26 protein-coding genes and 2 riboswitches are annotated in these 23,162 nt (G+C 68.5%); of the genes, 11 read left to right on the forward strand and 15 right to left on the reverse strand.

Translation table 11 applies throughout. The features are described from left to right. Nucleotides 1-29 precede the first annotated feature (29 nt). Entirely contained in the window at nt 30-512 is a 483-nt protein-coding gene (locus AAHM41_RS06995) for a peroxiredoxin (protein WP_342235800.1), read from the forward strand. Between the two features lie 83 nt (nt 513-595). On the opposite strand, the gene AAHM41_RS07000 is transcribed toward AAHM41_RS06995, so the two are convergent. The 5 genes from AAHM41_RS07000 to AAHM41_RS07020 form a co-directional block, all read right to left on the reverse strand. Then, the gene (locus tag AAHM41_RS07000) at nt 596-1,594 is read right to left on the reverse strand and encodes a saccharopine dehydrogenase NADP-binding domain-containing protein (RefSeq protein WP_342235801.1); all 999 of its coding nucleotides are present in this window, start codon (nt 1,592-1,594) and stop codon (nt 596-598) included. A 97-nt stretch (nt 1,595-1,691) separates the two neighbouring features. Then, nucleotides 1,692-2,156 (reverse strand): ribonuclease HI, encoded by a 465-nt coding sequence (gene rnhA, locus AAHM41_RS07005; protein WP_446719434.1) that lies wholly within the window; start codon nt 2,154-2,156, stop codon nt 1,692-1,694. Between the two features lie 38 nt (nt 2,157-2,194). Continuing rightward, nucleotides 2,195-3,160 (reverse strand): homoserine kinase, encoded by a 966-nt coding sequence (locus AAHM41_RS07010; protein WP_342235802.1) that lies wholly within the window; start codon nt 3,158-3,160, stop codon nt 2,195-2,197. A 190-nt stretch (nt 3,161-3,350) separates the two neighbouring features. Continuing rightward, nucleotides 3,351-3,515 carry a hypothetical protein gene (locus AAHM41_RS07015; protein WP_342235803.1) on the reverse strand — a complete coding sequence of 55 codons (165 nt, stop codon included), beginning with the start codon at nt 3,513-3,515 and terminating at the stop codon, nt 3,351-3,353. A gap of 87 nt (nt 3,516-3,602) precedes the next feature. After that, nucleotides 3,603-3,890 (reverse strand): hypothetical protein, encoded by a 288-nt coding sequence (locus tag AAHM41_RS07020; protein WP_342235804.1) that lies wholly within the window; start codon nt 3,888-3,890, stop codon nt 3,603-3,605. Between the two features lie 510 nt (nt 3,891-4,400). On the opposite strand from AAHM41_RS07020, the gene AAHM41_RS07025 reads away from it, so the two are divergent. Together AAHM41_RS07025 and AAHM41_RS07030 are read left to right on the forward strand one after the other, a co-directional pair. Next, entirely contained in the window at nt 4,401-5,561 is a 1,161-nt protein-coding gene (locus AAHM41_RS07025; protein ID WP_342235805.1) for an efflux RND transporter periplasmic adaptor subunit, read from the forward strand. Between the two features lie 2 nt (nt 5,562-5,563). After that, nucleotides 5,564-8,692: a multidrug efflux RND transporter permease subunit gene (locus AAHM41_RS07030; protein ID WP_342235806.1), complete on the forward strand. Its 3,129-nt coding sequence runs from the start codon at nt 5,564-5,566 to the stop codon at nt 8,690-8,692. Nucleotides 8,693-8,717: 25 nt separating this feature from the next. Here AAHM41_RS07030 and AAHM41_RS07035 read toward each other — a convergent pair whose 3' ends face one another. Together AAHM41_RS07035 and ispH are read right to left on the reverse strand one after the other, a co-directional pair. Next, on the reverse strand, nt 8,718-9,782 hold the full coding sequence (locus tag AAHM41_RS07035; RefSeq protein WP_342235807.1) for a lysine-2,3-aminomutase-like protein: 1,065 nt from the start codon (nt 9,780-9,782) through the stop codon (nt 8,718-8,720). Nucleotides 9,783-9,784: 2 nt separating this feature from the next. After that, the gene (gene ispH / locus AAHM41_RS07040; protein ID WP_342235808.1) at nt 9,785-10,771 is read right to left on the reverse strand and encodes a 4-hydroxy-3-methylbut-2-enyl diphosphate reductase; all 987 of its coding nucleotides are present in this window, start codon (nt 10,769-10,771) and stop codon (nt 9,785-9,787) included. A gap of 227 nt (nt 10,772-10,998) precedes the next feature. On the opposite strand from ispH, the gene AAHM41_RS07045 reads away from it, so the two are divergent. The 5 genes from AAHM41_RS07045 to gcvPB all read left to right on the forward strand — a co-directional run bounded on the left by AAHM41_RS07045 (nt 10,999) and on the right by gcvPB (nt 16,258). Further along, nucleotides 10,999-11,523: a hypothetical protein gene (locus tag AAHM41_RS07045; RefSeq protein WP_342235809.1), complete on the forward strand. Its 525-nt coding sequence runs from the start codon at nt 10,999-11,001 to the stop codon at nt 11,521-11,523. Nucleotides 11,524-11,614: 91 nt separating this feature from the next. Then, a riboswitch (glycine riboswitch) is annotated at nt 11,615-11,714 on the forward strand. 1 nt (nt 11,715) lies between these two features. Next, a riboswitch (glycine riboswitch) is annotated at nt 11,716-11,811 on the forward strand. Between the two features lie 57 nt (nt 11,812-11,868). Then, a complete protein-coding gene (gene gcvT / locus AAHM41_RS07050; protein ID WP_342235810.1) occupies nt 11,869-12,987 on the forward strand; it encodes a glycine cleavage system aminomethyltransferase GcvT in 1,119 nt (372 codons plus the stop codon). Nucleotides 12,988-13,008: 21 nt separating this feature from the next. After that, nucleotides 13,009-13,386 (forward strand): glycine cleavage system protein GcvH, encoded by a 378-nt coding sequence (gene gcvH, locus AAHM41_RS07055; RefSeq protein WP_342235811.1) that lies wholly within the window; start codon nt 13,009-13,011, stop codon nt 13,384-13,386. Then, on the forward strand, nt 13,386-14,732 hold the full coding sequence (gene gcvPA, locus AAHM41_RS07060) for an aminomethyl-transferring glycine dehydrogenase subunit GcvPA (protein WP_342235826.1): 1,347 nt from the start codon (nt 13,386-13,388) through the stop codon (nt 14,730-14,732). Before gcvH ends, gcvPA begins: the two co-directional genes overlap by 1 nt. Then, nucleotides 14,732-16,258: an aminomethyl-transferring glycine dehydrogenase subunit GcvPB gene (gene gcvPB / locus AAHM41_RS07065; protein WP_342235812.1), complete on the forward strand. Its 1,527-nt coding sequence runs from the start codon at nt 14,732-14,734 to the stop codon at nt 16,256-16,258. The genes gcvPA and gcvPB overlap by 1 nt, the downstream gene beginning before the upstream one ends. A gap of 51 nt (nt 16,259-16,309) precedes the next feature. Here gcvPB and AAHM41_RS07070 read toward each other — a convergent pair whose 3' ends face one another. Then, entirely contained in the window at nt 16,310-16,633 is a 324-nt protein-coding gene (locus AAHM41_RS07070; protein ID WP_342235813.1) for a type II toxin-antitoxin system PemK/MazF family toxin, read from the reverse strand. Then, nucleotides 16,630-16,851 (reverse strand): antitoxin MazE family protein, encoded by a 222-nt coding sequence (locus tag AAHM41_RS07075; protein WP_342235814.1) that lies wholly within the window; start codon nt 16,849-16,851, stop codon nt 16,630-16,632. The genes AAHM41_RS07070 and AAHM41_RS07075 overlap by 4 nt, the downstream gene beginning before the upstream one ends. Before the next feature lie 198 nt (nt 16,852-17,049). Between AAHM41_RS07075 and AAHM41_RS07080 the strand changes: the two genes are divergently transcribed. Then, nucleotides 17,050-17,439, forward strand: coding sequence for a Rid family detoxifying hydrolase (locus tag AAHM41_RS07080; protein ID WP_342235815.1), 390 nt, complete (start codon nt 17,050-17,052; stop codon nt 17,437-17,439). 26 nt (nt 17,440-17,465) lie between these two features. Here the strand turns inward: AAHM41_RS07080 and AAHM41_RS07085 are convergent, their stop codons facing one another. From AAHM41_RS07085 to AAHM41_RS07100, 4 genes are all read right to left on the reverse strand, one after another. Further along, on the reverse strand, nt 17,466-17,975 hold the full coding sequence (locus tag AAHM41_RS07085) for a hypothetical protein (RefSeq protein WP_342235816.1): 510 nt from the start codon (nt 17,973-17,975) through the stop codon (nt 17,466-17,468). Next, the gene (locus AAHM41_RS07090; protein WP_342235817.1) at nt 17,972-19,339 is read right to left on the reverse strand and encodes an AAA family ATPase; all 1,368 of its coding nucleotides are present in this window, start codon (nt 19,337-19,339) and stop codon (nt 17,972-17,974) included. Before AAHM41_RS07090 ends, AAHM41_RS07085 begins: the two co-directional genes overlap by 4 nt. Nucleotides 19,340-19,401: 62 nt before the next feature. Further along, nucleotides 19,402-19,935, reverse strand: a complete 534-nt coding sequence (locus AAHM41_RS07095) for a hypothetical protein (RefSeq protein WP_342235818.1) — start codon at nt 19,933-19,935, stop codon at nt 19,402-19,404. Beyond that, nucleotides 19,917-20,432, reverse strand: coding sequence for a hypothetical protein (locus AAHM41_RS07100; protein WP_342235819.1), 516 nt, complete (start codon nt 20,430-20,432; stop codon nt 19,917-19,919). The genes AAHM41_RS07095 and AAHM41_RS07100 overlap by 19 nt, the downstream gene beginning before the upstream one ends. Nucleotides 20,433-20,638: 206 nt before the next feature. Here AAHM41_RS07100 and corA point away from each other — a divergent pair, with 206 nt between their 5' ends. Continuing rightward, entirely contained in the window at nt 20,639-21,601 is a 963-nt protein-coding gene (corA, locus tag AAHM41_RS07105; RefSeq protein WP_342235827.1) for a magnesium/cobalt transporter CorA, read from the forward strand. A 10-nt stretch (nt 21,602-21,611) separates the two neighbouring features. Here the strand turns inward: corA and AAHM41_RS07110 are convergent, their stop codons facing one another. Further along, the gene (locus AAHM41_RS07110; RefSeq protein WP_342235820.1) at nt 21,612-22,022 is read right to left on the reverse strand and encodes a hypothetical protein; all 411 of its coding nucleotides are present in this window, start codon (nt 22,020-22,022) and stop codon (nt 21,612-21,614) included. Between the two features lie 53 nt (nt 22,023-22,075). Next, the gene (locus tag AAHM41_RS07115; RefSeq protein WP_342235821.1) at nt 22,076-22,207 is read right to left on the reverse strand and encodes a hypothetical protein; all 132 of its coding nucleotides are present in this window, start codon (nt 22,205-22,207) and stop codon (nt 22,076-22,078) included. A 91-nt stretch (nt 22,208-22,298) separates the two neighbouring features. Here AAHM41_RS07115 and AAHM41_RS07120 point away from each other — a divergent pair. Continuing rightward, a partial coding sequence (locus AAHM41_RS07120; RefSeq protein ID WP_342235822.1) for a tRNA-uridine aminocarboxypropyltransferase occupies nt 22,299-23,162 on the forward strand: 864 nt, incomplete at its 3' end.

Here is a 23,162-nt window from a genome sequence, read left to right on the forward strand (position 1 = left end):
CCCATCGGATTCTGGCGGAGAGAACACCCATGACGATCAAGGTTGGCGACCGCTTCCCGTCGGTCACGCTGAAGTATCTCGGCAAGGAAGGCATGGCCGAGGTCAAGACCGACGACCTGCTCAAGGGCAAGACCGTGGCCCTGTTCGCGGTGCCGGGCGCCTTCACCCCGACCTGCTCGGCCAAGCACCTGCCGAGCTTCACCGGCAACGCCGAGGCGCTGAAGGCCAAGGGAGTCGACCAGATCGTCTGCCTGTCGGTGAACGACCCCTTCGTGATGAAGGCCTGGGCCGACAAGAACGAGGTCGGCGACACGGTGTTCATGCTGCCGGACGGCAACGCCACCCTGACCAAGGCGCTGGGGCTGGAGATGGACGGGTCGGGCTATGGCCTGGGCACCCGGTCGCAGCGCTTCGCCCTGATCGCCAAGGACGGCGTCGTCACCCATCTCGGCGTCGAGAAGCCGGGCGCCTTCGAGGTGTCGAGCGGCGAGGCCATTCTCGCGGCGCTCTGAGCACGTAGGTTGGGTTCGCGTCCGCGAACCCAACACTTTTCTCACCGATAGGTTGGGTTCGCCTGCGGGCGAACCCAACCTTGCTACGAAGCATCCGTCTCGGTCGTGATCCGCACCCCGAACTGCTCGAACCGCGCGATCGCCGCCTCGGGCGTGACCAGGGTCTCGGGCAGGGCCAGCCCGCCGGCCGGTAGCGGCAACCCGTCCAGGCCGAGCACGCGCTCGGCGACGACCAGGGCGCCCAGCGCCGTCATATGGTCCACCCCCTTCGGGTCCGACACCAGGACTCGCCGCCGCGCGGGCTGCCCTGACCGCAGGGCCCCTGCGATCTCGATCAGCGCCTCATGCGAGGCCCTACCGCCGGCCCGAGTGCCGATCGATTCGCCCATGCCGAAATCGAAGCGGATGTCGGGGGCGCCGGTGATCGCCGCCAGGCTGGGCACATCCAGCGCGGCCAGGGGCTGCACCGTCGCTTCGAGCCCGTCGGCCAGGCGCAGGGCGCGGCTGTGCTCGCCGCCGTCGACCCAGGCCCACTGCCCGGCCCGGCGCAGCAGGGCACGGCCGGAGAAGGCCTCGGCATCGGCGGCGCTCATCGGCCCGACCGCGTCCCTCTCATCGTACAGCGCGGCCATGGCAGCGGATTCGACCCGGGCGAAATCCCCAATCGCCTGCCGGGCCACGAGGATCGGCACCCCGGCCGCCCAGTGACCCGCCAGCACGATCGGCCGCCGCGGCGGCGCATGCAGCGCCGCGAACACCGCGGGCCCGGTCTCCTCCACCACCTTGGTGATGCCGATATGGGCGGCGCCCTGCGCCAGGGCGGCGTGGATCAGAGCGTCGCTGCGGTCCTGCAGCGCCGCCACGATCAGGTCGACCGGGCCGAGATCGACCAGCGCCGCCGCCGGATCGGCGACGTCGAGCCGCAGCGTCTTCGCCCCGATCTCGCGGGCCAGCGCGGCGCCGGATTCCGGCGACCGCCCGGCCAGGATGATGTCGAGATCCGGCGCCAACCGGCGCAGATACCGGGCGACGGTGCCGCCGACCGCGCCATAGCCGCCGGCGATCAGGACTCGCTGAACCATGAGCCTTTCCCCTTCCCAGGCCGCCGGCAGCAGGGCGCGGCGGCGCTATTACGGATAGTAACTTACCATTCGTAATATGGGGAGAGGGTGGCCCGGGTCAACCCTCGACCGGCGCCAGACCGCGGCCGTGCTCGCGGAGGCCCTTCCGGGCCAGCTCGTCGACCCGCTCGTTCTCGGCGTGGCCGGCATGGCCACGGGTCCATTCCCAGCGGACCTTGTGCGGCGCCATGGCGGCGTCGAGCCGCTGCCACAGGTCGATGTTCTTCACCGGCTTGCGGTCGGCGGTGACCCAGCCGCGCGCCTTCCAGCCCCTGAGCCACTGCATCACGCCGTTGCGGACATACCGGCTGTCGGTGGTCAGCACCGCATCGACCGGGCGTTTCATCGCCTCCAGCGCCTGGATCGCCGCCATCAGCTCCATCCGGTTGTTGGTGGTCAGCGTCTCGCCGCCATAGAGCTCGCGCTCGGTCTCGCCCATGCGCAGCAGCACGCCCCAGCCGCCGGGGCCGGGATTGCCGCTGCAGGCGCCGTCAGTGAAGATCTCGACCTTCGGCAGCTTCATCGGCTTCATCGGCTTCTTCGGCGTCGCGGTGGTGTCGGTCACGGGTCGATCCCATAGGCGGCCACGCTCGTGACCTGCTGGTGGAAGCGCAGCTTGCGCCAGTATTCGAGCGGGTCCTTCGGCCGGACGAAGGCGCCCGGCGGATGGTTCAGCCAGTCATAGAGCCGGGTGAGGAGGAAGCGTAGCGCGTTGCCGCGGGCCAGGATCGGCAGCGCCGCGACCTCGGCCGGCGATAGCGGCCGCTCAGCCCGGTAGCCGGACAGGAGCGCCCGCGCCTTGGTGACATTGAAGGCGCCGTCCGGCTCGAAGCACCAGGCGTTCAGGCAGATCGACAGGTCGTAGGCCAGCATGTCGGTGCAGGCGAAGTAGAAGTCGATCAGCCCGGACAGGCGGCCGTCGCGGAAGAACACATTGTCAGGGAACAAGTCGGCATGGATCAAGCCCACCGGGAGATCCGTGGGCCACTGCGCCTCGAGGAAGGCGAGCTCGCGGGTGATGCCCTCGGCCAGGCCCGGTGCCACGGTGTCGGCGCGGTCGGCGCAATCCGCCACCAGGCGGCGCCAGCCGGCGAGCGACAGGTTGTTCGGCCGGGTCATCGGGAAATCGGCCCCGGCCGCGTGCATCCGGGCCAGCGCCGGGCCCAGGGCCTGGCAGTGCCAGGGCTGGATCCGCTTCGGCCACAGCCCGTCGAGGAAGGTGACGATCACCGCCGGCCGGCCGGCGAGGCGGCGCAGCGCCTGCCCGTCGCGGGCGGCGACCGGCTGCGGGCATTCGATGCCGCGCGCCGCCAGATGCTGCATCAACCCAAGGAAGAACGGCAGGTCGGCCTCGGCCACCCGCTTCTCGTACAGCGTCAGGATATGCGGGCCGGACGTGGTCACCAGCAGATAGTTGGAGTTCTCGACGCCCTCGGCGATGCCCTTCAGTGAGAGCACCGAGCCGATGTCGTACTCCGCCGCGAAGGCGGCGACATCCTCGTCGGTGACTTCGGTGTAGACGGCCATGGATCGCCCGGGTGAAAGCGGCTGAGCCAGCCTTCATAGAGCGCAGGGGGCAGCTTGTCGAAGGAAGAGAGAGCGGCGTGGGATACGGCCGCGCGGGGCCGGCCGGCAAAACGGAAAGGGCGGTGGCAGGCCCGCCGGCCAATGCCGGGAGACCTGCCGCCGCCCTTTCGCGGCTACCGGCCGAGGCGGCTCAGCGGCGCGGGTTGGGATAGTGGGAATCGTTCGAGCTCTGGAGCGCGCTCGGGCCATGCTCCGACTGCAGGCCGGTGCGGGCGTCGGCGGCGCCGGACGCGGCGACACCCAGGGCGATCAGGACGGCCAGGCCGACGGGGCGGGCGATCTTCAGGACAGACATGATGGGCTCCTTTGGTGAGTGGGATGGTGAACGACACGGCGGGATGCCGTGCTTGCGACGGGCGCCCGAAGGCACCCTTGCGGAGGCTTACCGCCTCCCGTGACCGCCGCCGAAGCCGCCGTCATGCCCGTGCCCCCCGAGATCATGACCGACGGCACCCCTATCCGCGGTGCGGTCGGCGCCGTTCTCGCCGTGATCGAAGGACGGAGCGGACATGTCCGCGGTGTCGGAAGAGCCAAGCTGCGCCATCTGCGGCGGGATCTCGTAATATTGGGACTGCAGCCCGGTCTGGGCGAAGGCGGGTCCGGCGACAGCCGTTCCGAGCAGGAGCAGGGCCACGAACCCCGCGGGGCGGGGATGCCTGGGCAGAACCATGATGGACCTCTTCAACCGTATCCGGAGCGGCCCCTCGGGCCGGCTTGCCGGTCGTGTCGCGTACATTTCGATAAGTCCTGCGGAATGCCGGCGGTCCGGGCTGAGCCCGCTGCCGCAATCGCGGCGCGCCGTCGTTTCCGCATTGCAGCATATGGGCGGCAATGGCGACGGCGGAATTGATCTTACGGGAATTTAATGAAGACCTAATCCAGACCTAATATTCGGACATCATTACGGAAAATTATACCTGCGGCATGCCGCCCTTCCGATGAATTCCCCCTATTGACTCCCCAATTCGGGCGCAGTCACCTTTCGCCAATTCGCTCAGCAGCCAACAGGCAGGGCCGCGCCATTCGCGCCGGCCCGGTCCGCGATCAGCTCCGCCCCTCTGGGGCGAGGATGCATCGGGCCAGCCGAAGACCGGGAGGAGACGTCGATCGCGGGCGCGGCGGCCGTCACGGCTGTGGCGCCCGCGTCTCTCTCGATTGCCTGCCCGCTGGAGAGATGCAGATGCCCCTTGTCGCCCGCCGGACGGTGCTGCGGATCGGCACCCCGATCATTCTCGTGTTGGTCTGCGCCGCCGTACTGGTCGGGCGCGAGCTGCGCGGCAGCGCCGCGTCGGCCGCACCCGAGGCCGCGGCGCCGCCCCCGGCGGTGCCGGTCGAGGCGGCGGCGGCCGCGCGCCGCGACGTGCCGGTCTATCTGACCGGGCTCGGCACCGTCCAGGCGCTGAACACGGTGACGGTGAAGACGCGGGTCGACGGCCAGCTGCAGACGGTGTCGTTCCAGGAAGGCCAGCATGTGAGCGCCGGCCAGACGCTGGCGCAGATCGACCCGCGGCCGTTCCAGGCGGCGCTGGACCAGGCCAAGGCGACCAAGGCCAAGGACGAGGCCCAGCTGGCCAACGCCCAGCTCGACCTGCAGCGCTTCCAAAACCTGCACCAATACGCGACGGCGCAGAGCGTCGACACCCAGAAGGCGCTGATCGCGCAGCTGCAGGCCCAGATCGAGGGCGACCAGGCGGCGATCGACAACGCCGCCACCCAGCTGAGCTACACCACCATCACCTCGCCGCTGAACGGCCGCACCGGCATCCGGCTGGTCGACCAGGGCAACATCGTCCACGCCACCGACACCGGCGGGCTGGTGGTGATCACCCAGCTGCACCCGATCACGGTGATCTTCACCCTGCCGGAGGAGGATCTGCCGGAGATCTCGGCGGCGATGGCCAAGGGCCCGCTGACGGTCTTCGCCGACACCCGCGGCGACGACAAGCCGCTGGACCAGGGGACGCTGCAGCTGGTCGACAACCAGATCGACCAGGCCACCGGCACGATCCGGCTGAAGGCGACCTTCCCGAACAGGACCGACCAGCTGTGGCCCGGCCAGTTCGTCGATGTCCGGCTGCTGCTGCGCACCGAGCAGAACGTGGTCACCGTGCCCTCCACCGCGATCCAGCGCGGGCCGGACGGCCTCTATGTCTATGCGGTGAAGCCGGATGACACGGTCGAGCTGCGGCCGGTCGGCATCGGCCAGATCACCGACGGCGCCGCCGTGGTCGAGACCGGCCTCGACGCCGGCGCCAGCGTCGTCACCGCCGGCCAGTACCGGCTGCAGTCGGGCACCCGCGTGCAAGTCCGCGACACCGCCGCCAGCCAGCCGAGCGCCTGACCATGAGCATCTCGGCCCCCTTCATCCGCAAGCCGATCGCCACCTCGCTGATCATGGCCGGGGTGCTGCTGGTCGGCCTGGTCGCCTATCCGCTGCTGCCGGTGGCGCCGCTGCCGCAGGTCGACTTCCCGACCATCCAGGTCTCGGCACAGCTGCCCGGCGCCGACCCCACCACAATGGCCTCGTCGGTGACGGCGCCGCTGGAGCGGCAATTCGCCGAGATCCCCGGCGTGTCGCAGATGACCTCCAGCAGCACGCTCGGCAACAGCTCGATCACGCTGCAATTCGACCTCGACCGCAACATCGACGCGGCGGCGGGCGACGTGCAGACCGCGATCAACGCCGCCGGCGGCCAGCTGCCGAAGACCCTTCCCTCGCCGCCGACCTACCGCAAGGTCAACCCGGCCGACGCGCCCATTCTGGTGTTCGCGGTGCATTCCGACACGCTGCCGCTGACCACGGTCGACGACTATGCCGAGAACGTGCTGAGCCAGAACATCAGCCAGGTGCCGGGCGTCGCCCAGGTCACCATCGGCGGCCAGCAGAAGCCGGCGGTGCGGGTGCAGGTCGACCCGCAGAAGCTGGCGGCGCTGGGCATTGGCCTCGAGGATGTGCGCGGCGTCATCGCCAATGCCACCGCCGACAGCCCGAAGGGCAGCATCGACGGCGCGACGCGGACCTTCACCATCTACGACAACGACCAGGAGCTGAAGGCCGACCCTTGGAACGACGTCATCATCGCCTACAAGAACGGCGCGCCGGTGCGCATCCGCGACATCGGCCAAGCCGTGGAAGGGCCGGAGAACAACAAGCTGGCAGCCTGGTCCGGCGGCCAGCGCGCCGTGCTGCTGATCGTGTTCAAGCAGCCGGGCGCCAACGTCATCGAGGTGGTCGACCACGTCAAATCGCTGCTGCCGCAGCTGCAGGCGGCGATGCCGCCGGCGGTCAAGGTCGACATCCTGAGCGACCGCACCACCACCATCCGCGCCTCGGTCGCCGACGTGCAGTTCACCCTGCTGCTGACGATCTGCCTGGTGGTGATGGTGATCTTCGTGTTCCTGCGCAGCTTCTGGGCCACGGCGATCCCGAGCGTGACCGTGCCGCTGGCGCTGGTCGGCACCCTGGCGCTGATGTACGCCTTCGGGTACAGCCTGGACAACCTGTCGCTGATGGGCCTGAGCATCGCGGTCGGCTTCGTCGTCGACGACGCCATCGTCATGCTGGAGAACATCCACCGCCATATCGAGGAAGGGCTGTCGCCGGTGCAGGCGGCGCTGAAGGGCGCCGGCGAGATCGGCTTCACCATCTTCTCGATCAGCCTGTCGCTGGTCGCCGTGTTCATCCCCCTCCTGCTGATGGGCGGCATCGTCGGCCGGGTGTTCCGCGAATTCGCCGTCACCGTGACCATGACCATCCTGGTCTCGGCCATCGTGTCGCTGACCCTGACTCCGGTGATGTGCTCGAAGTTCATGAAGCACGACACCGGCAAGCACGGGCGCCTGTACCGCCTGTCGGAGCGCGGCTTCGACCTGATGCTGACGGGCTACCGCCGGTCGCTCGATGTGGCGCTGAAGCACCGCCGGGTCACGCTGGCGGTGTTCCTGGCGACGATCTGCGCCACCGGCTACCTCTTCGTCATCATCCCCAAGGGCTTCTTCCCGCAGCAGGACACCGGCCTGATCCTCGGCACCTCCGAGGCGGCGCAGGACATCTCCTTCGCCGAGATGAGCCGCAAGCAGGTCGAGCTGGGCAAGATCGTCGCCGCCGATCCGGATGTCGACACCGTCGGCATGGCGCTCGGCTCCAGCGGCGGCCAGACGCTGAACAACGGCCGCCTGTTCATCACCCTGAAGCCGCGCGACGAGCGCCAGGCCTCGGCCAGCCAGATCATCGACCGGCTGCGACCCAAGCTGGCCCAGGTCGAGGGCGCGGCCCTGTTCCTGCAGCCGGCCCAGGACATCAACATCGGCGGCCGCCCGACCCGCACGCTGTACCAGTACACACTGCAGGACGCGAATATCGACGAGCTGAACCAGTGGGCGCCCAAGGTCTATGAGAAGCTGAAGACGCTGCCGCAGCTGCGCGACGTCGCCACCGACGAGCAGACCGGCGGCACCACCCTGACGCTCGACATCGACCGCGACGCCGCCGCCCGCTACGGCATCCAGCCGCAGCTGATCGACGACACCCTCTACGACGCCTTCGGCCAACGCCAGGTGGCGCAGTACTTCACCCAGGTCAACAGCTACCATGTGGTGATGGAGGTGCTGCCGCAGCTGCAGGACAAGCCCTCGGCGATCGACCGGATCTACATCAAGTCGCCGCTGACCGGGGAGCAGGTGCCGATCAGCGCCCTGGCGCATTGGACCACCCGGCCAACGGCCTTCCTGTCGATCAACCACCAGGGCCAGTTCCCGGCGGTGACGCTGAGCTTCAACCTGGCGCAGGGCGTGGCCCTGGGCGACGCGGTGACGGTGATCCAGCAGGCCGAGCAGGAGATGGGCGTGCCGGCCTCGCTGACCGGCACCTTCCAGGGCAACGCCCAAGCCTTCCAGTCCTCGCTGGCCAGCGAGCCCGCCCTGGTCGCGGCGGCCTTGATCGTGATCTACATCATCCTCGGCGTGCTGTATGAGAGCTACATCCACCCGCTGACGATCCTGTCGACCCTGCCCTCGGCCGGCGCCGGCGCCCTGATGATGCTGATGCTGTTCGGCTTCGACTTCAGCGTCATCGCGCTGATCGGCGTCATCCTCCTGATCGGCATCGTCAAGAAGAACGGCATCATGATGGTCGATTTCGCCATCCAGGCGGAGCGCGACCAGGGGCTGGCGCCGTTCGACGCGATCCGGCAGGCCTGCCTGATGCGCTTCCGCCCGATCATGATGACGACGATGGCGGCGCTCTTGGGCGGCCTGCCGCTGATGCTGGGCTCCGGCACGGGGTCGGAGCTGCGGCAGCCGCTGGGCTACGCCATGGTCGGCGGCCTGATCCTGAGCCAGGCCCTGACCCTGTACACGACGCCGGTGGTCTACCTGTATCTCGACAAGCTCCGGGTCTGGCTGGCCAGCCGCCGGTCGCAGGGCGGCGCCATGGCGCCGAACCTGGCCCCCGAGGCTGCGCCGGGGGAGTGAGCCGGCGCGCTGGAGTGCGGCGGTGTCACCCCTTCGGCGGATAGGCGTGGCGCTCGCCGTTCGGATCTTCGACCGTCCAGCCTTCGGCGTCCGACCCCGCGAGGTAGTCCGGCCCGACCGGCACCTTGCCGCGGCCGCCCGGGATGTCGAGGACATAGGTCGGCTGGGCCAGGCCCGACAGCCGGCCACGCAGCGCCTGCATGATCCGACGCCCGTCCTCGATGCCGGTGCGGAACTGCGCCGTGCCGGGGGCGAGGTCGCCGTGGTGCAGGTAGTAGGGCTTGATCCGCAGGCGCACGAAGTCGCGGAACAGCTGCTCCAGCACCGCCGGGTCGTCGTTGACGCCGCGCAGCAGCACGGTCTGCGACACCAGCGCGATGCCGGCATCGGCCAAGCGGCGGATCGCGTCCCTTGCCGCCGGGGTCAGCTCGCGCGGATGGTTGCTGTGGATGGCCAGCCAGACGGCGCTGTCCTGCGCCTGCAGCGCCGCCACCAGCTCGGGGGTCACCCGCTCCGGCTCCACCACCGGCACCCGGCTGTGCAGCCGGACCACGCCGAGATGCGGAATGGCGTCGAGCCGCGCCACCACATCGGCTAGGCGGCGCGGCGCCAGCATCAGCGGGTCGCCGCCGGTCAGGATCGCCTCCCACACCTGCGGCCGGGCCCGGATGTAGTCGATCGCGGCCGCCACCTCGGCCTCGCCCATCGCCTCGCCGCCCGGCCCGACCATCTCGCGCCGGAAGCAGAAGCGGCAATAGACCGGGCAGGCGTGCAGCAGCTTCAAGAGCACCCGGTCCGGATAGCGGTGGACCAACCCCGGGATCGGGCTGTGGGCGCCGTCACCGATCGGGTCGGCCAGCTCCTCCGGCCGGGTCTCCAGCTCGGCCGCGCCGGGCACGAACTGGCGGGCGATCGGGTCGTCAGGATCCGTCGGGTCGACCAGATCCGCCATCGCTGGCGTCACCGCGATGGCGTAGCGCGCCGCGACGTCGCGCAGCTCCGCGAGTCGCTCATGCCCTGCCAGGCCAGCCTCGACCAATGCCTCGGGCGTCCGCAGACGCTGCGGACTCAGATGTCCATCTTTCGGCATGGTCAGGCGGGGCTGAGCTCGCGCGGCAGCTTGAAGGTGATGGTCTCGACCGTGGTCGGCTCCGACTGGATGCTGACGGCGTAGCGCTTGTGCAGCTCGCTCATCACCTCCTCGACCAGCACCTCGGGCGCCGAGGCGCCGGCGGTGATACCGAGGGTGGCGATGCCGTCGAACCAGGACCAGTCGAGATCCGCCGCCCGCTGCACCAGCATCGCCTTGTCGCAGCCGGCACGGCGCGCGACCTCGACCAGCCGCACCGAGTTGGAGGAGTTCGGCGCGCCGATCACCAGCACCGCGTCGCAATGCGGGGCGATCACCTTGATCGCCTCCTGCCGGTTTGTGGTGGCGTAGCAGATGTCCTGCTTGTTCGGCGCCGAGATGGTCGGGAACTTGGCCTTCAGCGCGTCGACGATCGCGACCGTGTCGTCCAGCGACAGCGTGGTCTGGGTGGCGAAGGCGAGGTTGTCGGGGTCCTCGACCTCCAGCGTCGCCACGTCCTCGACCGATTCGACCAGCCGCACCGCGCCGGGTGGCAGCTGGCCCATGGTGCCGATCACCTCCGGATGGCCGGCATGGCCGATCAGGATCACGGTGTGGCCGGTGCGGTAGTGCCGCTCGGCCTCGCGATGCACCTTGCTGACCAGCGGGCAGGTGGCGTCGAGATACAGGAGCTTGCGCCGCTCCGCCTCCGCCGGCACCGATTTCGGCACGCCATGGGCGGAGAACACGACCGGCGCGTCGTTCGGCACCTCGTCCAGCTCCTCGACGAAGATCGCGCCCTTGGCCTCCAGCGTCTCGACCACGAAGCGGTTGTGCACGATCTCGTGCCGAACATAGACCGGGGCGCCGTACTTCTCGATCGCCCGCTCGACGATCTGGATGGCGCGGTCGACGCCGGCGCAGAACCCGCGCGGCGAGGCCAGCATCACCGTCAAGGACGGCAGCGCGTCCCGCGCATCCGCGCCTGCGCTTGTGCCAGCCTGTGCCATTTCCTATGGTCCTGAACCCGTTGTTGAAGGAGAGGGCGATGCCCGCCGAAGTCTCGCGCCGCGACCCTAATATAGGTGCTCTCTCAAGAAAAGCGCGGTACGGCGTCTCAGGTCGACTCCTATCGAGGCGACTCTGGGCCGGCGGTTCCGTCCTCCTGCTGGCAGGGCTATCAGCCTGTGGTGGCGAGAATGCGGCGCAGCGCGCGGGACTGCGCTGCCCGCAGATCGTGATTCCGCAAGAGGCCGCGGTCTACGACCTGGTGCGCAACAACAGCACCAATCCGAAGGACGTGCTGGTCGAGGCCCGGATTACCAACACCCGCGGCGACTGCACCTATGGCGACAACGCCGTGACCATGAACGTGAACGTCGAGTTCACCGCCTGGCGCGGCCCGGCCGCTTGGCTGGAGAAGGACGTCCCGGTGCAGTATTTCGTCGCGGTCACCGATGCGCAGGACCGGATCCTGAACAAGGCCACCTTCGACGTGAAGATCCCGGTGCCCCGGCTGCAGGTCACCCCGCGCGAGACCATCCAGGAGCCGCTGGAGCAGGTGATCCCGGTGTCCAGCCCGGCCGAGGGCGGCTCGTACAAGGTGATGATCGGCTTCCAGCTGACGCCGCAGCAGCTGGAGTTCAACAAGCACCGCAACGACCCGCGGACGCCCGGCGCGGCCGCCCAGGCCGCCGGCCGCCGCACCATCGCCCCGGTGGTGCCCGACCCGCGCGACCCGGACCCGAACCTGCCCCAGTGACGGGAACAGTGGCGGCGGCGGAACGATAAAGGTCGCGGATTGACTTTTTCGGCGCGCCGGACGAGTGTCCGGCAGCGCATTGATACGGCCTACGACCCTGGCGGGAGAGACTGGAACCGCGGAACCGCGGAACCGGCGCCGAAGGAGCAAACGCCCCGGAAACTCTCAGGCCAAAGGACCGTCAGGGTAAGGCACTCTGGAGAGCAGGCAGCGACGCCGGTCGCTGTCTCACCGATGGGGTAAGCCGGACAGGGTTCCCGGCGATTCTCTCAGGTCCCAGACAGAGGGGGTGGCGCGCGGGAATCGTCCCGCACGCCCCAACTTTGTCGACGAGGACCTGGGACCGTGACCGATACCCCCCTGCAGCGCACGCCATTGTTCGACCTGCATGTCGAGCTCGGCGGCAAGATGGTCCCCTTCGCCGGCTACGAGATGCCGGTGCAGTACCCGGCCGGAATCCTCAAAGAACACCTGCACACCCGCGCCGAGGCCGGGCTGTTCGACGTCAGCCATATGGGCCAGGCCTGGCTGGAGGCCGAGCCGGGCGAGGACGCGGCGGCGCTGATCGAGACGCTGCTGCCGGGCGACATCGCCGCCCTGGCGCCGGGCCGCATCCGCTATTCCCTGCTGCTGAACGACGAGGGCGGCATCCTCGACGACCTGATGGTCACCCGCACGCCAGACCCGGCGCGGCTGTTCCTGGTGGTCAACGCCGCCTGCAAGGACGCCGATTTCGCCCATATCGCGGCGAAGCTGGCCGGCCGTGCCCGGCTGGTGCGGCTGGACGACCGCGCCCTGATCGCGCTGCAGGGCCCGAAGGCGGCCGCCGTCCTGGCCCGCCACGCCTTCGGCGCCGACGACCTGGCCTTCATGGAAGCCGGCACCTTCGCCCTCGACCGGGTCGAATGCATGATCAGCCGGTCCGGCTATACCGGCGAGGACGGGTTCGAGATCTCGGTCCCGGCCGAGGAGGCGGAGCGCATCGCCCGCTTCCTGCTGGTGGAGCCGGAGGTGGCGCCGATCGGCCTCGGCGCCCGCGACTCGCTGCGGCTCGAGGCCGGCCTGTGCCTCTACGGCCATGACATCGACACCACCACGACCCCGGTTGAGGCCGGCCTGTCCTGGACCATCGGCAAGCGCCGCCGCGCCGAAGGCGGCTTCCCCGGCGCCGAGCGCATCCTGAAGCAGCTGGCCGAGGGGCCGGCGCGCAAGCGCGTCGGCGTCAAGCCGGACGGCCGGGCCCCGGCGCGGGAAGGCACGCCGATCCTGGCCGCCGACGGGCGCGAGATCGGCCGCGTCACCTCGGGCGGCTACGGCCCCTCGATCGCCGGGCCGGTCGCCATGGGTTACGTCGAGGCCGGCTTCGCCGCCCCCGGTACGCCCGTCACCCTCCTGATCCGCGACAAGGCGCATCCGGCGACGGTCGTCGCCCTGCCCTTCGTCGCCCCGAACTTCCACCGCTGACCGAACAGGGAGATCAGCATCATGAGCGAGCTTCGCTACACCCAGGACCATGAATGGATCCGCGTCGACGGCGACACGGCCGTCGTCGGTATCAGTTCTCACGCGGAGAAGGCGCTGGGCGACGTCGTCTTCGTCGAGCTGCCCGAGGTCGGCCGGAAGCTGGACCGTGGCGAACCGTTCGGAACGGTCGAGTCGGTCAAGGCGGTGAGCGAACTCTTCGCCCCGGCCTCCGGCGAGGTCATCGCGGTGAACGAAGAGCTCAGTTCAAGCCCGGAGCTTGTCAACGAGGACCCAACCGGCGACGGCTGGTTCATCAAGCTGAAGCCGTTCGATTCCGGCGCCCTCAAGGAGCTGATGGACCAGGCGGCCTACGACGCCTTCCTCAAGGATGCCGAATGATGCGTTACCTGCCCCTGACCGATTCCGACCGCCGCGACATGATCGCGGCGGTCGGCGCCGGTTCGGTCGACGAGCTGTTCCGCGACGTGCCGCACAGCGCGCGGCTGCCCGGCCCCCTGACCGAGCTGCCGCCGCACCAAGGCGAGCTGGAGGTCGAGCGCGCGCTCGGCGCCATGGCGGCGAAGAACGTGCCCGCCGGCTCGGTGCCGTTCTTCTGCGGCGCCGGCGCCTATCGCCACCACGTCCCGGCCACGGTCGACTACCTGATCCAGCGCGGCGAGTTCCTGACCAGCTACACGCCGTACCAGCCCGAGGTCACCCAGGGCACGCTGCAATACCTGTTCGAGTTCCAGACCCAGGTCGCGCTGCTGACCGGGATGGAGGTCGCCAACGCCTCGATGTATGACGGCTCCACCGCCTGCGCCGAGGCCATCATGATGGCGAACCGGGTCACCCGCCGCCGCCGCGCGGTGATCTCCGGCGGGCTGCACCCGCACTACCGCGACGTCTGCCGCACCCATGCCGACTTCACCGGCTTCACCCTGGACGAGGCGACGCCCTGCCCCGACGGGGTCGAGGATCTGGCGAGCCGGATCGACGACACGACCTCCTGCGTCGTGGTCCAGAACCCGTCGGTGTTCGGCCATGTGCACGACTTGTCGGCCCTGGCCGAGGCCTGCCACGCCAAGGGCGCGCTGCTGGTCGTGGCGGTCACCGAGGTGGTGTCGCTGGGCCTGATGACCCCGCCGGGCGAGATGGGCGCCGACATCGTGGTCTGCGAGGGCCAGTCGATCGGCAATTCGCTGAACTTCGGCGGCCCCTATGTCGGCCTGTTCGCCACCCGCGAGAAGTTCCTGCGCCAGATGCCCGGCCGGCTGTGCGGCCAGACCGTCGACGCCGAGGGCAAGCGCGGCTATGTGCTGACCCTGTCGACGCGCGAGCAGCACATCAAGCGCGAGAAGGCGACCAGCAACATCTGCACCAACAGCGGATTGTGCGCCCTGGCTTTCACCATCCACCTGTCGCTGCTGGGCGAGGCGGGGCTCACTAGGCTGGCGCGGATCAACCACGCCAAGGCCGTGACCCTGGCGGCCAAGCTGGCCAAGGTGCCGGGCGTGGCGGTGCTGAACGACAGCTTCTTCAACGAGATCACCATCCGCCTGCCGAAGCCGGCGGAGCCGGTGATCGACGCGCTGGCCAAGCGGCGCATCCTGGGCGGCGTGCCGGTCAGCCGGATCTACGCCAACCGCCCGGCCTTCGCCGATCTGCTGCTGGTGGCGGCGACCGAGACCAACACCGAGGCCGATATCGACGCGCTGTGCGCCGGCCTGTCGGAGGTGCTGTGATGACCCAGGCTGACACCTTCACCGGCAACCGCGGCCTCGACATCGAGGAGGCGCTGATCTTCGAGCAGGACAGCCCCGGCCATTGCGGCGTCGACCTGCCGGAGCCTTCGACCGCCGAGCTGCGCCTGGGCGAGGTCAAGCCGCGCGCCCGGGTCGGCCTGCCCGGCCTGGCCGAGCCGACGGTGATGCGCCACTACACCCGCCTGTCGCGGATGAACATGGCGATCGACACCGCGCTGTACCCGCTCGGCTCCTGCACCATGAAGCACAATCCGCGGCTGAACGAGCGGATGGCCCGGCTGCCCGGCTTCGCCGACATCCACCCGCTGCAGCCGGTTTCGACCGTGCAGGGCGCGTTGGAGCTGATCGACACGCTGGCACATTGGCTGAAGACGCTGACCAACATGCCGGCCGTGGCCCTGTCCCCGGCCGCCGGCGCGCATGGCGAGCTGTGCGGCATGATGGCGATCCACGCCGCCCAGGAGGCCCGCGGCGAGGGCCATCGCCGGCGGGTGCTGGTGCCGGAATCGGCGCATGGCACCAACCCGGCGACGGCGGCGGCGATCGGCTACACGGTCGACGCCATCCCGGCGACGGCGGACGGCCATGTCGACCTCGCCGCGCTGAAGGCCAAGCTGGGGCCGGACGTGGCGGCGATCATGCTGACCAACCCGAACACCTGCGGCCTGTTCGAGCGCGACATCGTCGAGATCGCGCGGGTGGTGCACGAGGCCGGCGCCTTCTTCTACTGCGACGGCGCCAACTTCAACGCCATCGTCGGCCGGGTGCGCCCGGGCGACCTCGGCGTCGACGCCATGCACATCAACCTGCACAAGACCTTCTCCACCCCGCATGGCGGCGGCGGCCCGGGCTCCGGCCCGGTGGTGCTGTCGGCGGCGCTGGCGCCCTACGCCCCGATCTCGGCCGTGGTGCACGACGCCGACGGTTTCCGCGTCGCCGAGCATGTCGGCCGCCCGGGCGCGCCGCAGCACAGCTTCGGCCGGCTGAAGGCGTTCCACGGCCAGATGGGCATGTTCGTCCGGGCGCTGGCCTACATGATGAGCCACGGCGCCGACGGGTTGTGGCAAGTGGCCAGCGACGCGGTGCTGAACGCCAACTACGTGCAGGCCCGGCTGAGGGACGTGCTGACCCCGGCCTTCGACAACGGCTATTGCATGCATGAGGCGCTGTTCGACGACCGGGCGCTGAAGGACACCGGCGTCACCACACTCGACATCGCCAAGGCGATGATCGACGAGGGCTTCCACCCGATGACCATGTACTTCCCGCTGGTGGTGCATGGCGCGATGCTGATCGAGCCGACCGAGACCGAGAGCAAGGCGACGCTGGACCAGTTCATCGGCATGATGCGGTCGCTGGTGGAGAAGGCGAAGTCCGGCCAGGCGGAGTGGTTCAAGGGCGCGCCCTACCACGCCCCGCGCCGGCGCCTGGACGAGACCGGAGCGGCCCGCAAGCCGGTGCTGCGCTGGACGCCCGAGGCCCCGCTGGCCCAGGCCGCGGAGTAGGAAGCCGGAGCCGGGCCCCTTCCCTCCGGGGACGGGGCCCGGAACCGTGCCTCAGGCGAAACCGAGGAACAGCGCGAGCGAGCGGTTGACGGCGACCATCATGTCGTCCTCGAGCCGGCCGAACGGCTCCCCGAGCCTCTTGCGCTTCACCGTCATCGCCTTGTCCACCAGGATCTGCGACGGCTTGCGCAGGCCATTCCCGGGTGTCGGCTGCACCGTCAGGCGGATGAGCGGCGCGTCGACCAGCGCGCCGGAGAGCAGCAGCACCGTCACCGTGCCCGTCGCGGGAAACTGATCCGACTGGATGACGAGGGCGGGCCGGGGCTTGCCGAAGTCGCCCGGCATGGCGACCGTCGCGAGGTCGCCGCGCCTCATTCAGGAAGGTCGTCCATGTCGGCCAGCGCCGCGTCCATGAGTTCCTGCAGGTCCCGATCCGCAGCATCGGCCTTCGCCACCAGCAGGGACTGGCGGCGGCATTCCTCCGCAAACCCCGGCTGCCGGGTGTCGGGAACCCAGATTTGGAGCGGACGCAACCCAGCCGCCCGCAAGGACTCGCGACGCTTCTGGACCCTCTTGCTGACCGGGGTGGCCATGCGGCCTCCAGACAATATCGTTACATGTAACGATAAGTGGAGATTGCAGCCCGGTCAAGCAAGGCTGAAATCCCATCTCGTGAGGAACACTTCGGCTATCGTCCCCACGAAACGTCTTCCAACCGCCGTCCCATCGCGGCATCATCGCCTCGCGCCGCTTGGCGCGGCACACGCCTGAGGGGGCGAGATGGGGGCGCGATGGCACGCAAGGCTGTGACGAGTGCGCAGGCGCAGGCCATCGGCCCCTATTCGCACGGCGTGGTGGGACGCAGCGATCTGCTCTTCCTCTCCGGCCAGACCCCGATCAGCCCTGTCACCGGCCGCTTGGTCGAGGGCGACGCCGCCGCCCAGACCGAGCAGTGCCTGGCCAATCTGAGCCATGTTCTGGCTGCGGCGGACCTGAATTTCGACGCGGTGGTGAAGGTCAATGTGTTCCTGACCGACATGGAGGATTTCGCCGCCATGAACGCGGTCTATGAGCGCCATTTCCGGGCACCCTACCCGGCCCGCTCGACCATCGGCGTCGCCGCCCTGCCGCTCGGCGCCAGGGTCGAGATCGAGATGATTGCCGCCATGCCGCGGGAGTGAAAGAAAACCGGCGCTCGAAAGAATCCCTATCGACCCTGGCGCTCAAACCACGCGGCCCTATCGCAGCCGCAAAGGAACCTGACCGCTATACCGTTGTCCTCGAGTGTTGCGCGATGATCCAGCCAATCACTGTCGGTCGCGTTAACCACTGGGACATTTTCCCGATGAGCCAGCGCCGCGAACTTTCGATCGCTCGGATCAAATCCCGTATCGATCAGAGCCTGCGGCAGGTCGGCATATTCGCCATCCTCCCGTCGAGGCAGTTCGACGCGCTCGATCAAGCGCGGAGCACTGTTGAGCACCTCTTGGTAGAATCTATCACCTACTCCAGGCTGGCCACCGGCGTTTAAGTGCTTCCGATACTCGCCTTGGATCTCGCCGGCGAAATCGACCAGGATCCTCCCAGATTTGAGAATGCCTTGAAGGAAGCTGATCGCCGCCATTCGACAGTCAGCGGATGGTGGGTGCGCCTCCTTCGGCTCGGGCCGACCGTTGGCGACGATCGGCACGTTCGTGTCGACAACGCAACGCTTCATTCCGCGGCTTTCATCCGCTTCAATCGAGCGAGCTCCGCCTTTGCCGCCTCTGAAAAAGCATCCCCCATGAATCTATTTGGCCAATTATGGATATTTCCGAACAAATCAACATCGAGCGGGGTCAATGTAGACGTCCCTCTTGGGGCATCACAGAAATAAAGCTTCACATCTTCAGCACTGACTGCTTCCTCTGCAATTCTTCTCTGCAAGCGTAACAGCAAGTGCTCAGAGTGGCTTTCCAAAATTACTTGTACTCGACGATGAGTCGCAGCTTGGATGATTACGTCAGCAAGACCAGCCTGCGCCAACGGGTGAAGGTGGATCTCCGGCTGCTCCAGAATCACGGTCGAGCCTTCAGGTACATATTGTAGCAAGGTCACAACTGGCAGTACCTGAGAAACACCAAAACCGACATCGGTCAACAGCACCTCGCTCGCTCCAGCCCTGGTTCTAACTCGCGCCTGCCATCGATTCGATCCGTCAGCAATCTCAACGACGCTGAAGTTCTCGATCAGCCCCATTTCACGCAGCCAATAGGCGATCATCTCCTGAAATGGCCCAAGCCTCGCCTTATATTTCAGATTGCGTTTCTCGCCGACCTCCGTTGCCGCAAGAATAGCATCGATCGCTCGTTCCCCCCTTTGCCCGACATCCGTCGGCCGTGACCGTGCCCATAAATAGTCACGCTGCGGAAATTCTCTAAGCGGTCCAAGATAGTAGATCTGATCAAGTTCAGCCTCATATGCCGCTTCAAGATCGGCCAAAAACCCGGCATTCTGGAAATACGTTCGCGCTTGGTCTGGAAAGGCATAGCTCTTGATAGGGCCTGGCAATTGCCATGCTCGCCCCTGCGTCCGAATGAACGCGAAACCATCGGACCCTGCGGTCGACCGATCAGGCGCCAGCGCGAATTTTGTCTGGTCGGCACCACGCGACGCCAGAGAAAATTCAAGGCCGCCTAGACGGTAAGCAAGAGCCGTTGCCACAGGCGCCCTCTGCTGGACCGAAACTTTTGCTTCCAACTCGAATCTTCGGTCGCGCGTGATCTCCGCAACCCGACTGCCAGTCGGGTCATTCAGCACCAGATCCGCATCGCGTTGGAAGCTGGCGGTCCAAGCGATTTCCCGACTTTCATCATGACCGCGGATCGCATCTCGGATGGTGCCGAGTTGGACGAGACCACCATTCAATTCCAAGGAGATCGCCCGATCCGTCGCGTCCTTCGTCTGTTTCAGCAACAGCAGGAACTGAATCAGGCTGGTCTTGCCGGACGAGTTGGTGCCGAACACGCCCGTGATCCGGCCGCAGGCCAGATCGGCTTCAGCCCAGGACTTGAAATTGGTGAATCGAAGCGCGGTCAGCATGGGAATACCTTACAGCACACGATCAGCGGGATGAAGGTTGCCAACACGCTTGGTCGTGAACCTCACTGCAGATATCCCCAGCGCTCGACCGCCGGCTCGGCCGAGGCCCATGTCCAGGTCTCGCCCTGGCGGCAGATCGAGCCGACATAGATCCCGCGCGTGGCCTTGGCGCCCTCGCCCTGCTCGACCGTGACCAGGATCTCCTTGCAGCTGGCCAGCGGCGTGTCGATCAGGCGGGTGACCTGGACCGCGCCGTTCTCGTCGGCATAGCCGAAGGGCAGGTCGTGCTCGACCCGCCACAGCCGGGTCTCGCCCTCTTGCATCCCGCCGGCGACGCCGGCGATCACGTCCTGCTCGTCCTGGTGCAGGTCGCGCATCACCGACTTCACCCCGGCGGCGACCGCGGCCCGGGTGCCCATGCCGACGCTGTAGCCGACCACCGGGTTGGCGGTGATGGCGCCGACCGTGCCGCCGGTGGCGATGCCGCTGACATCCGCCACCATGCTGCAGCCGGCCAGCGGCAGCATCAGCCCGGGCAGCAGGCGCAGCAGCCAGCGGAGACGGCGCCGCCGCCCCGTCACTGCAGCGATCCCCACCGCTCCGTCGCCGGCTCGGCCGAGGCCCATTTCCAGCTCTCGCCGTTCTGGCAGATCACGGCGACGTAGAAGGCCTTATCCTTCCCATCCTCGACCGAGAACACGATCTCCTTGCAGGCCAGAGGCGGCGCGCCGATCAGCCGGCTGACCGTGACCTGGCCCTGCTCATCCGCCTCGATCGGCACGTCATGGGCGATGTCCCAGCGTGCCACCTGGCCGACCGCCAGCGGCCCGGCGGCCGCGGCGATCCGGTCCTGCTCGGCCTGGTGCACCTTGCGCTCGCCATACTGCAGCCCGGCGCTGGCAACGGAGCGGACGCCGAGGCCGATGCCGGTCGCCACCAGGGCGTTGTCGGTGACCGCCGTGGCCGCCGCCGCGCCGCCGACGCCGGCAAGATCCGCCGTGCCCTCATGCAGCAGAGAGCTGCAGCCGCCGAGCCCCAGGGCTGAAACCAGAAAGAAAACCGCAATCGAGAGTCTGCATGGTCCGGCAGGCATCGCACCGTCTTGCGCCACGGTCTTCGGATCGTCGAGCCGAATTGCGAATCACCGTAACATCAACTTGTTACAAATGTCGATGAAGGTAGAATCTCAATTGCTTCCGGCTTTGGGAGCATCGTGTGCCGCGGCCCCACTGGCGGCGCGGCGGCGCCGTGCTATATCGTGCGGCCGGCGCCGGAAGTCGGAGGAACGCCTTGGGTCGTGTGGTCGCGGCGGTCGCCTATGCCGACGGGCAACGGGTTGCCGAAATCGCCCTGTCGGAGGGCAAGAGCTGGTCGGAGAAGCCCGGCCATTTCGTCTGGATCGGCATCCACGAGCCGGAAGAGCCGGAGCTGCGCGACCTGGCGCAGCAGTTCGGGCTGCACCCGCTGGCGATCGAGGACGCGCTGCACGCGCATCAGCGGCCGAAGCTGGAGACCTATGGCGACGCCCTGTTCGTGGTGCTGCGCACCGCGCATCGGGTGAAGGACGAGACCGAGTTCGGCGAGACCTACATCTTCATCGGCCCCGGCTACGTCATCTCGGTGCGGCACGGCCCCTCCTCCTCCTACGCCAAGGTGCGGGAGCGGGCGGAGGCCGCCCCCTTGCTGCTGAAGCACGGCGAGGATTTCGTGCTGTACTCGATCCTCGACTTCGTGGTCGACAACTACTCGCCCGTGGTCGACGCGATCGAGACCGAGGTCACGGCTCTGGAGCAGCGCGTGCTGAAGGCGCCGCTGACCGCCGCCGACATCGAACGGATTCACGCGCTGCGCCGCGAGCTGCTGGTGATCCGCCGCACCGTGACCCCGACGGCCGAGGTGTGCAAGCAGCTGGAGCACACCGAAGCGGGGTGCATCGACCAGGCGATCCACCCCTATTTCCGTGACGTCGCCGACCATGTGAAGCGGGTCAGCGACCATATCGATGCGCTGCGTGAGATCGTCACCCACACCTTCGAGGCCGGTCTGCTGCTGGAGGCTTCGCGGCAGAACCAGGTGCAGCGCAAATTCGCCGGCTGGGCCGCGATCCTGGCGGTGCCGACCGCGATCGCCGGCATCTACGGCATGAACTTCGACAACATGCCGGAGCTGCGCTTGCCCTACGGCTATTTCGTGGTGCTGGGCGTGATCGCCGGCCTCTGCGGCTTCCTGTTCTGGCGGTTCAAGCGCTGGGGCTGGCTGTAGCGGCCCCGCGTCACTGCGGTGGGGTGCCCGGATCGGGGATCGGCCCGCAATACTTGAACTCCCGGCGATTGATGTAGATCGATCCGTTCCTCGCGACATAGCGAGCCTCCCACGCCTCCTCGTCCCCGCGACCAGGGCAGTCGATATTGGTCCGCCTGCCTCCCGCAATCCGGCCCGTCTCCGAAGCGTCGACGATCAGGCGATCCGGATGGCGGCTGTCATATTCGACCTTCTGGACCTTGGCGGGACGGGCGGACCAGGACTTGATCAGGCTGGGATCAAGGACAGTCGGACCGGTGCGGCAGAGCGTTTCCGGCCGTGCGTAGAAGCCGTCCTTGAGCTCGGGCTGTGCCCCGATCGTGAAGGCAAGGACCAGCATGCCGGCGGCCAGCAGGAGCGCCGGCCGCTCCGCCAGCCACAAGAGGGCCGCGCGCCCCTTCCGTCGAGGTCGGGTCACCGTGGAGAGAGGTCCGGTCATGGCGTCCGCGCCAGCCAGTCGGCCGCGAAGATCCGGTCGGCCGCGGTCTCGGCGTGCAGCAGCAGCGGCGGCCCCTCCGCGGCACCGCGGCGGAACAGGTGCTGAAACGGCATCGCACCGACCGACATGGCTCCTCCCTGCCGCGATTGTGCCATGCCGCGGCGTGGGGCGCGATCGATCCCCGCTTGCCAGCGCGCCGGGACTGCGGTTCAACACGGCATGACCGATCCCTTCGACACCGACGACCTCGCCCCCGAGCCCGTGGCGGCGGAGGATGAGTGCCCGCGCTGCCTGAAGCCGGCGGCGCTGTGCGTCTGCGACACGGTGGTGCCGATCGAGAACCGGATCGGCCTCTTGATCCTGCAGCACCCGCAGGAGCAGGCGAAGGAGCTGGGCACTGCCCGGCTGACCGCCCTGCACCTGACCGACGCCGTGTTCAAGATCGGCCTGTCCTGGCCCAGCCTGGCCGCGGCGCTGGGCCGGCCGGCCGACCCGAAGCGCTGGGCGGTGCTGTATCTCGGCTCGATGCGGCCGGAGGATTTCCCGCCGGGGCGCGAGCTGGTGGTGCTGGACCGGAAGGGCGCCCTCCTGCCCGAGCAGGAGGCGGCGCTGGACGAGATCGAGGGCGTGGTGGTGCTGGACGGTACCTGGAGCCAGGCCAAGACGCTGTGGTGGCGCAACGCCTGGATGCTGAAGGGCCGACGCATCGCGCTGAAGCCGCAGCGCCCCTCGCTGTACGGCAAGCTGCGGCGCGAGCCCCGGCGCGAGGCGCTGTCGACGCTGGAATCCTCGGCCTTCCTGCTGAGCCGGCTGGAAGGGCGGCCGGAGATCGAGACCGCGCTGCTGGCCGGCTTCGCCCGGATGCTCGACCGCTACCGCGCCACCCAGCCGGGGGGGGCGGGCGCCCGCCCGGCCCCAGAGCCCGGGCGCCCCCCCGCCCGGCCGGCCCGGGCGCGCGCCGAGCAGGGGGAGTGGTTATGTCGGGTGGGGGGGGGGGGGGGCGGGGTGCGCCCGGAGGCGGCCGGCGCCCGCGCCCACGCCGCGGGGGGGGCCGGCCGCTCCCCGGCCCGATCGGCGCCGGCC

This window comes from Inquilinus sp. OTU3971 (genome assembly GCF_038440215.1).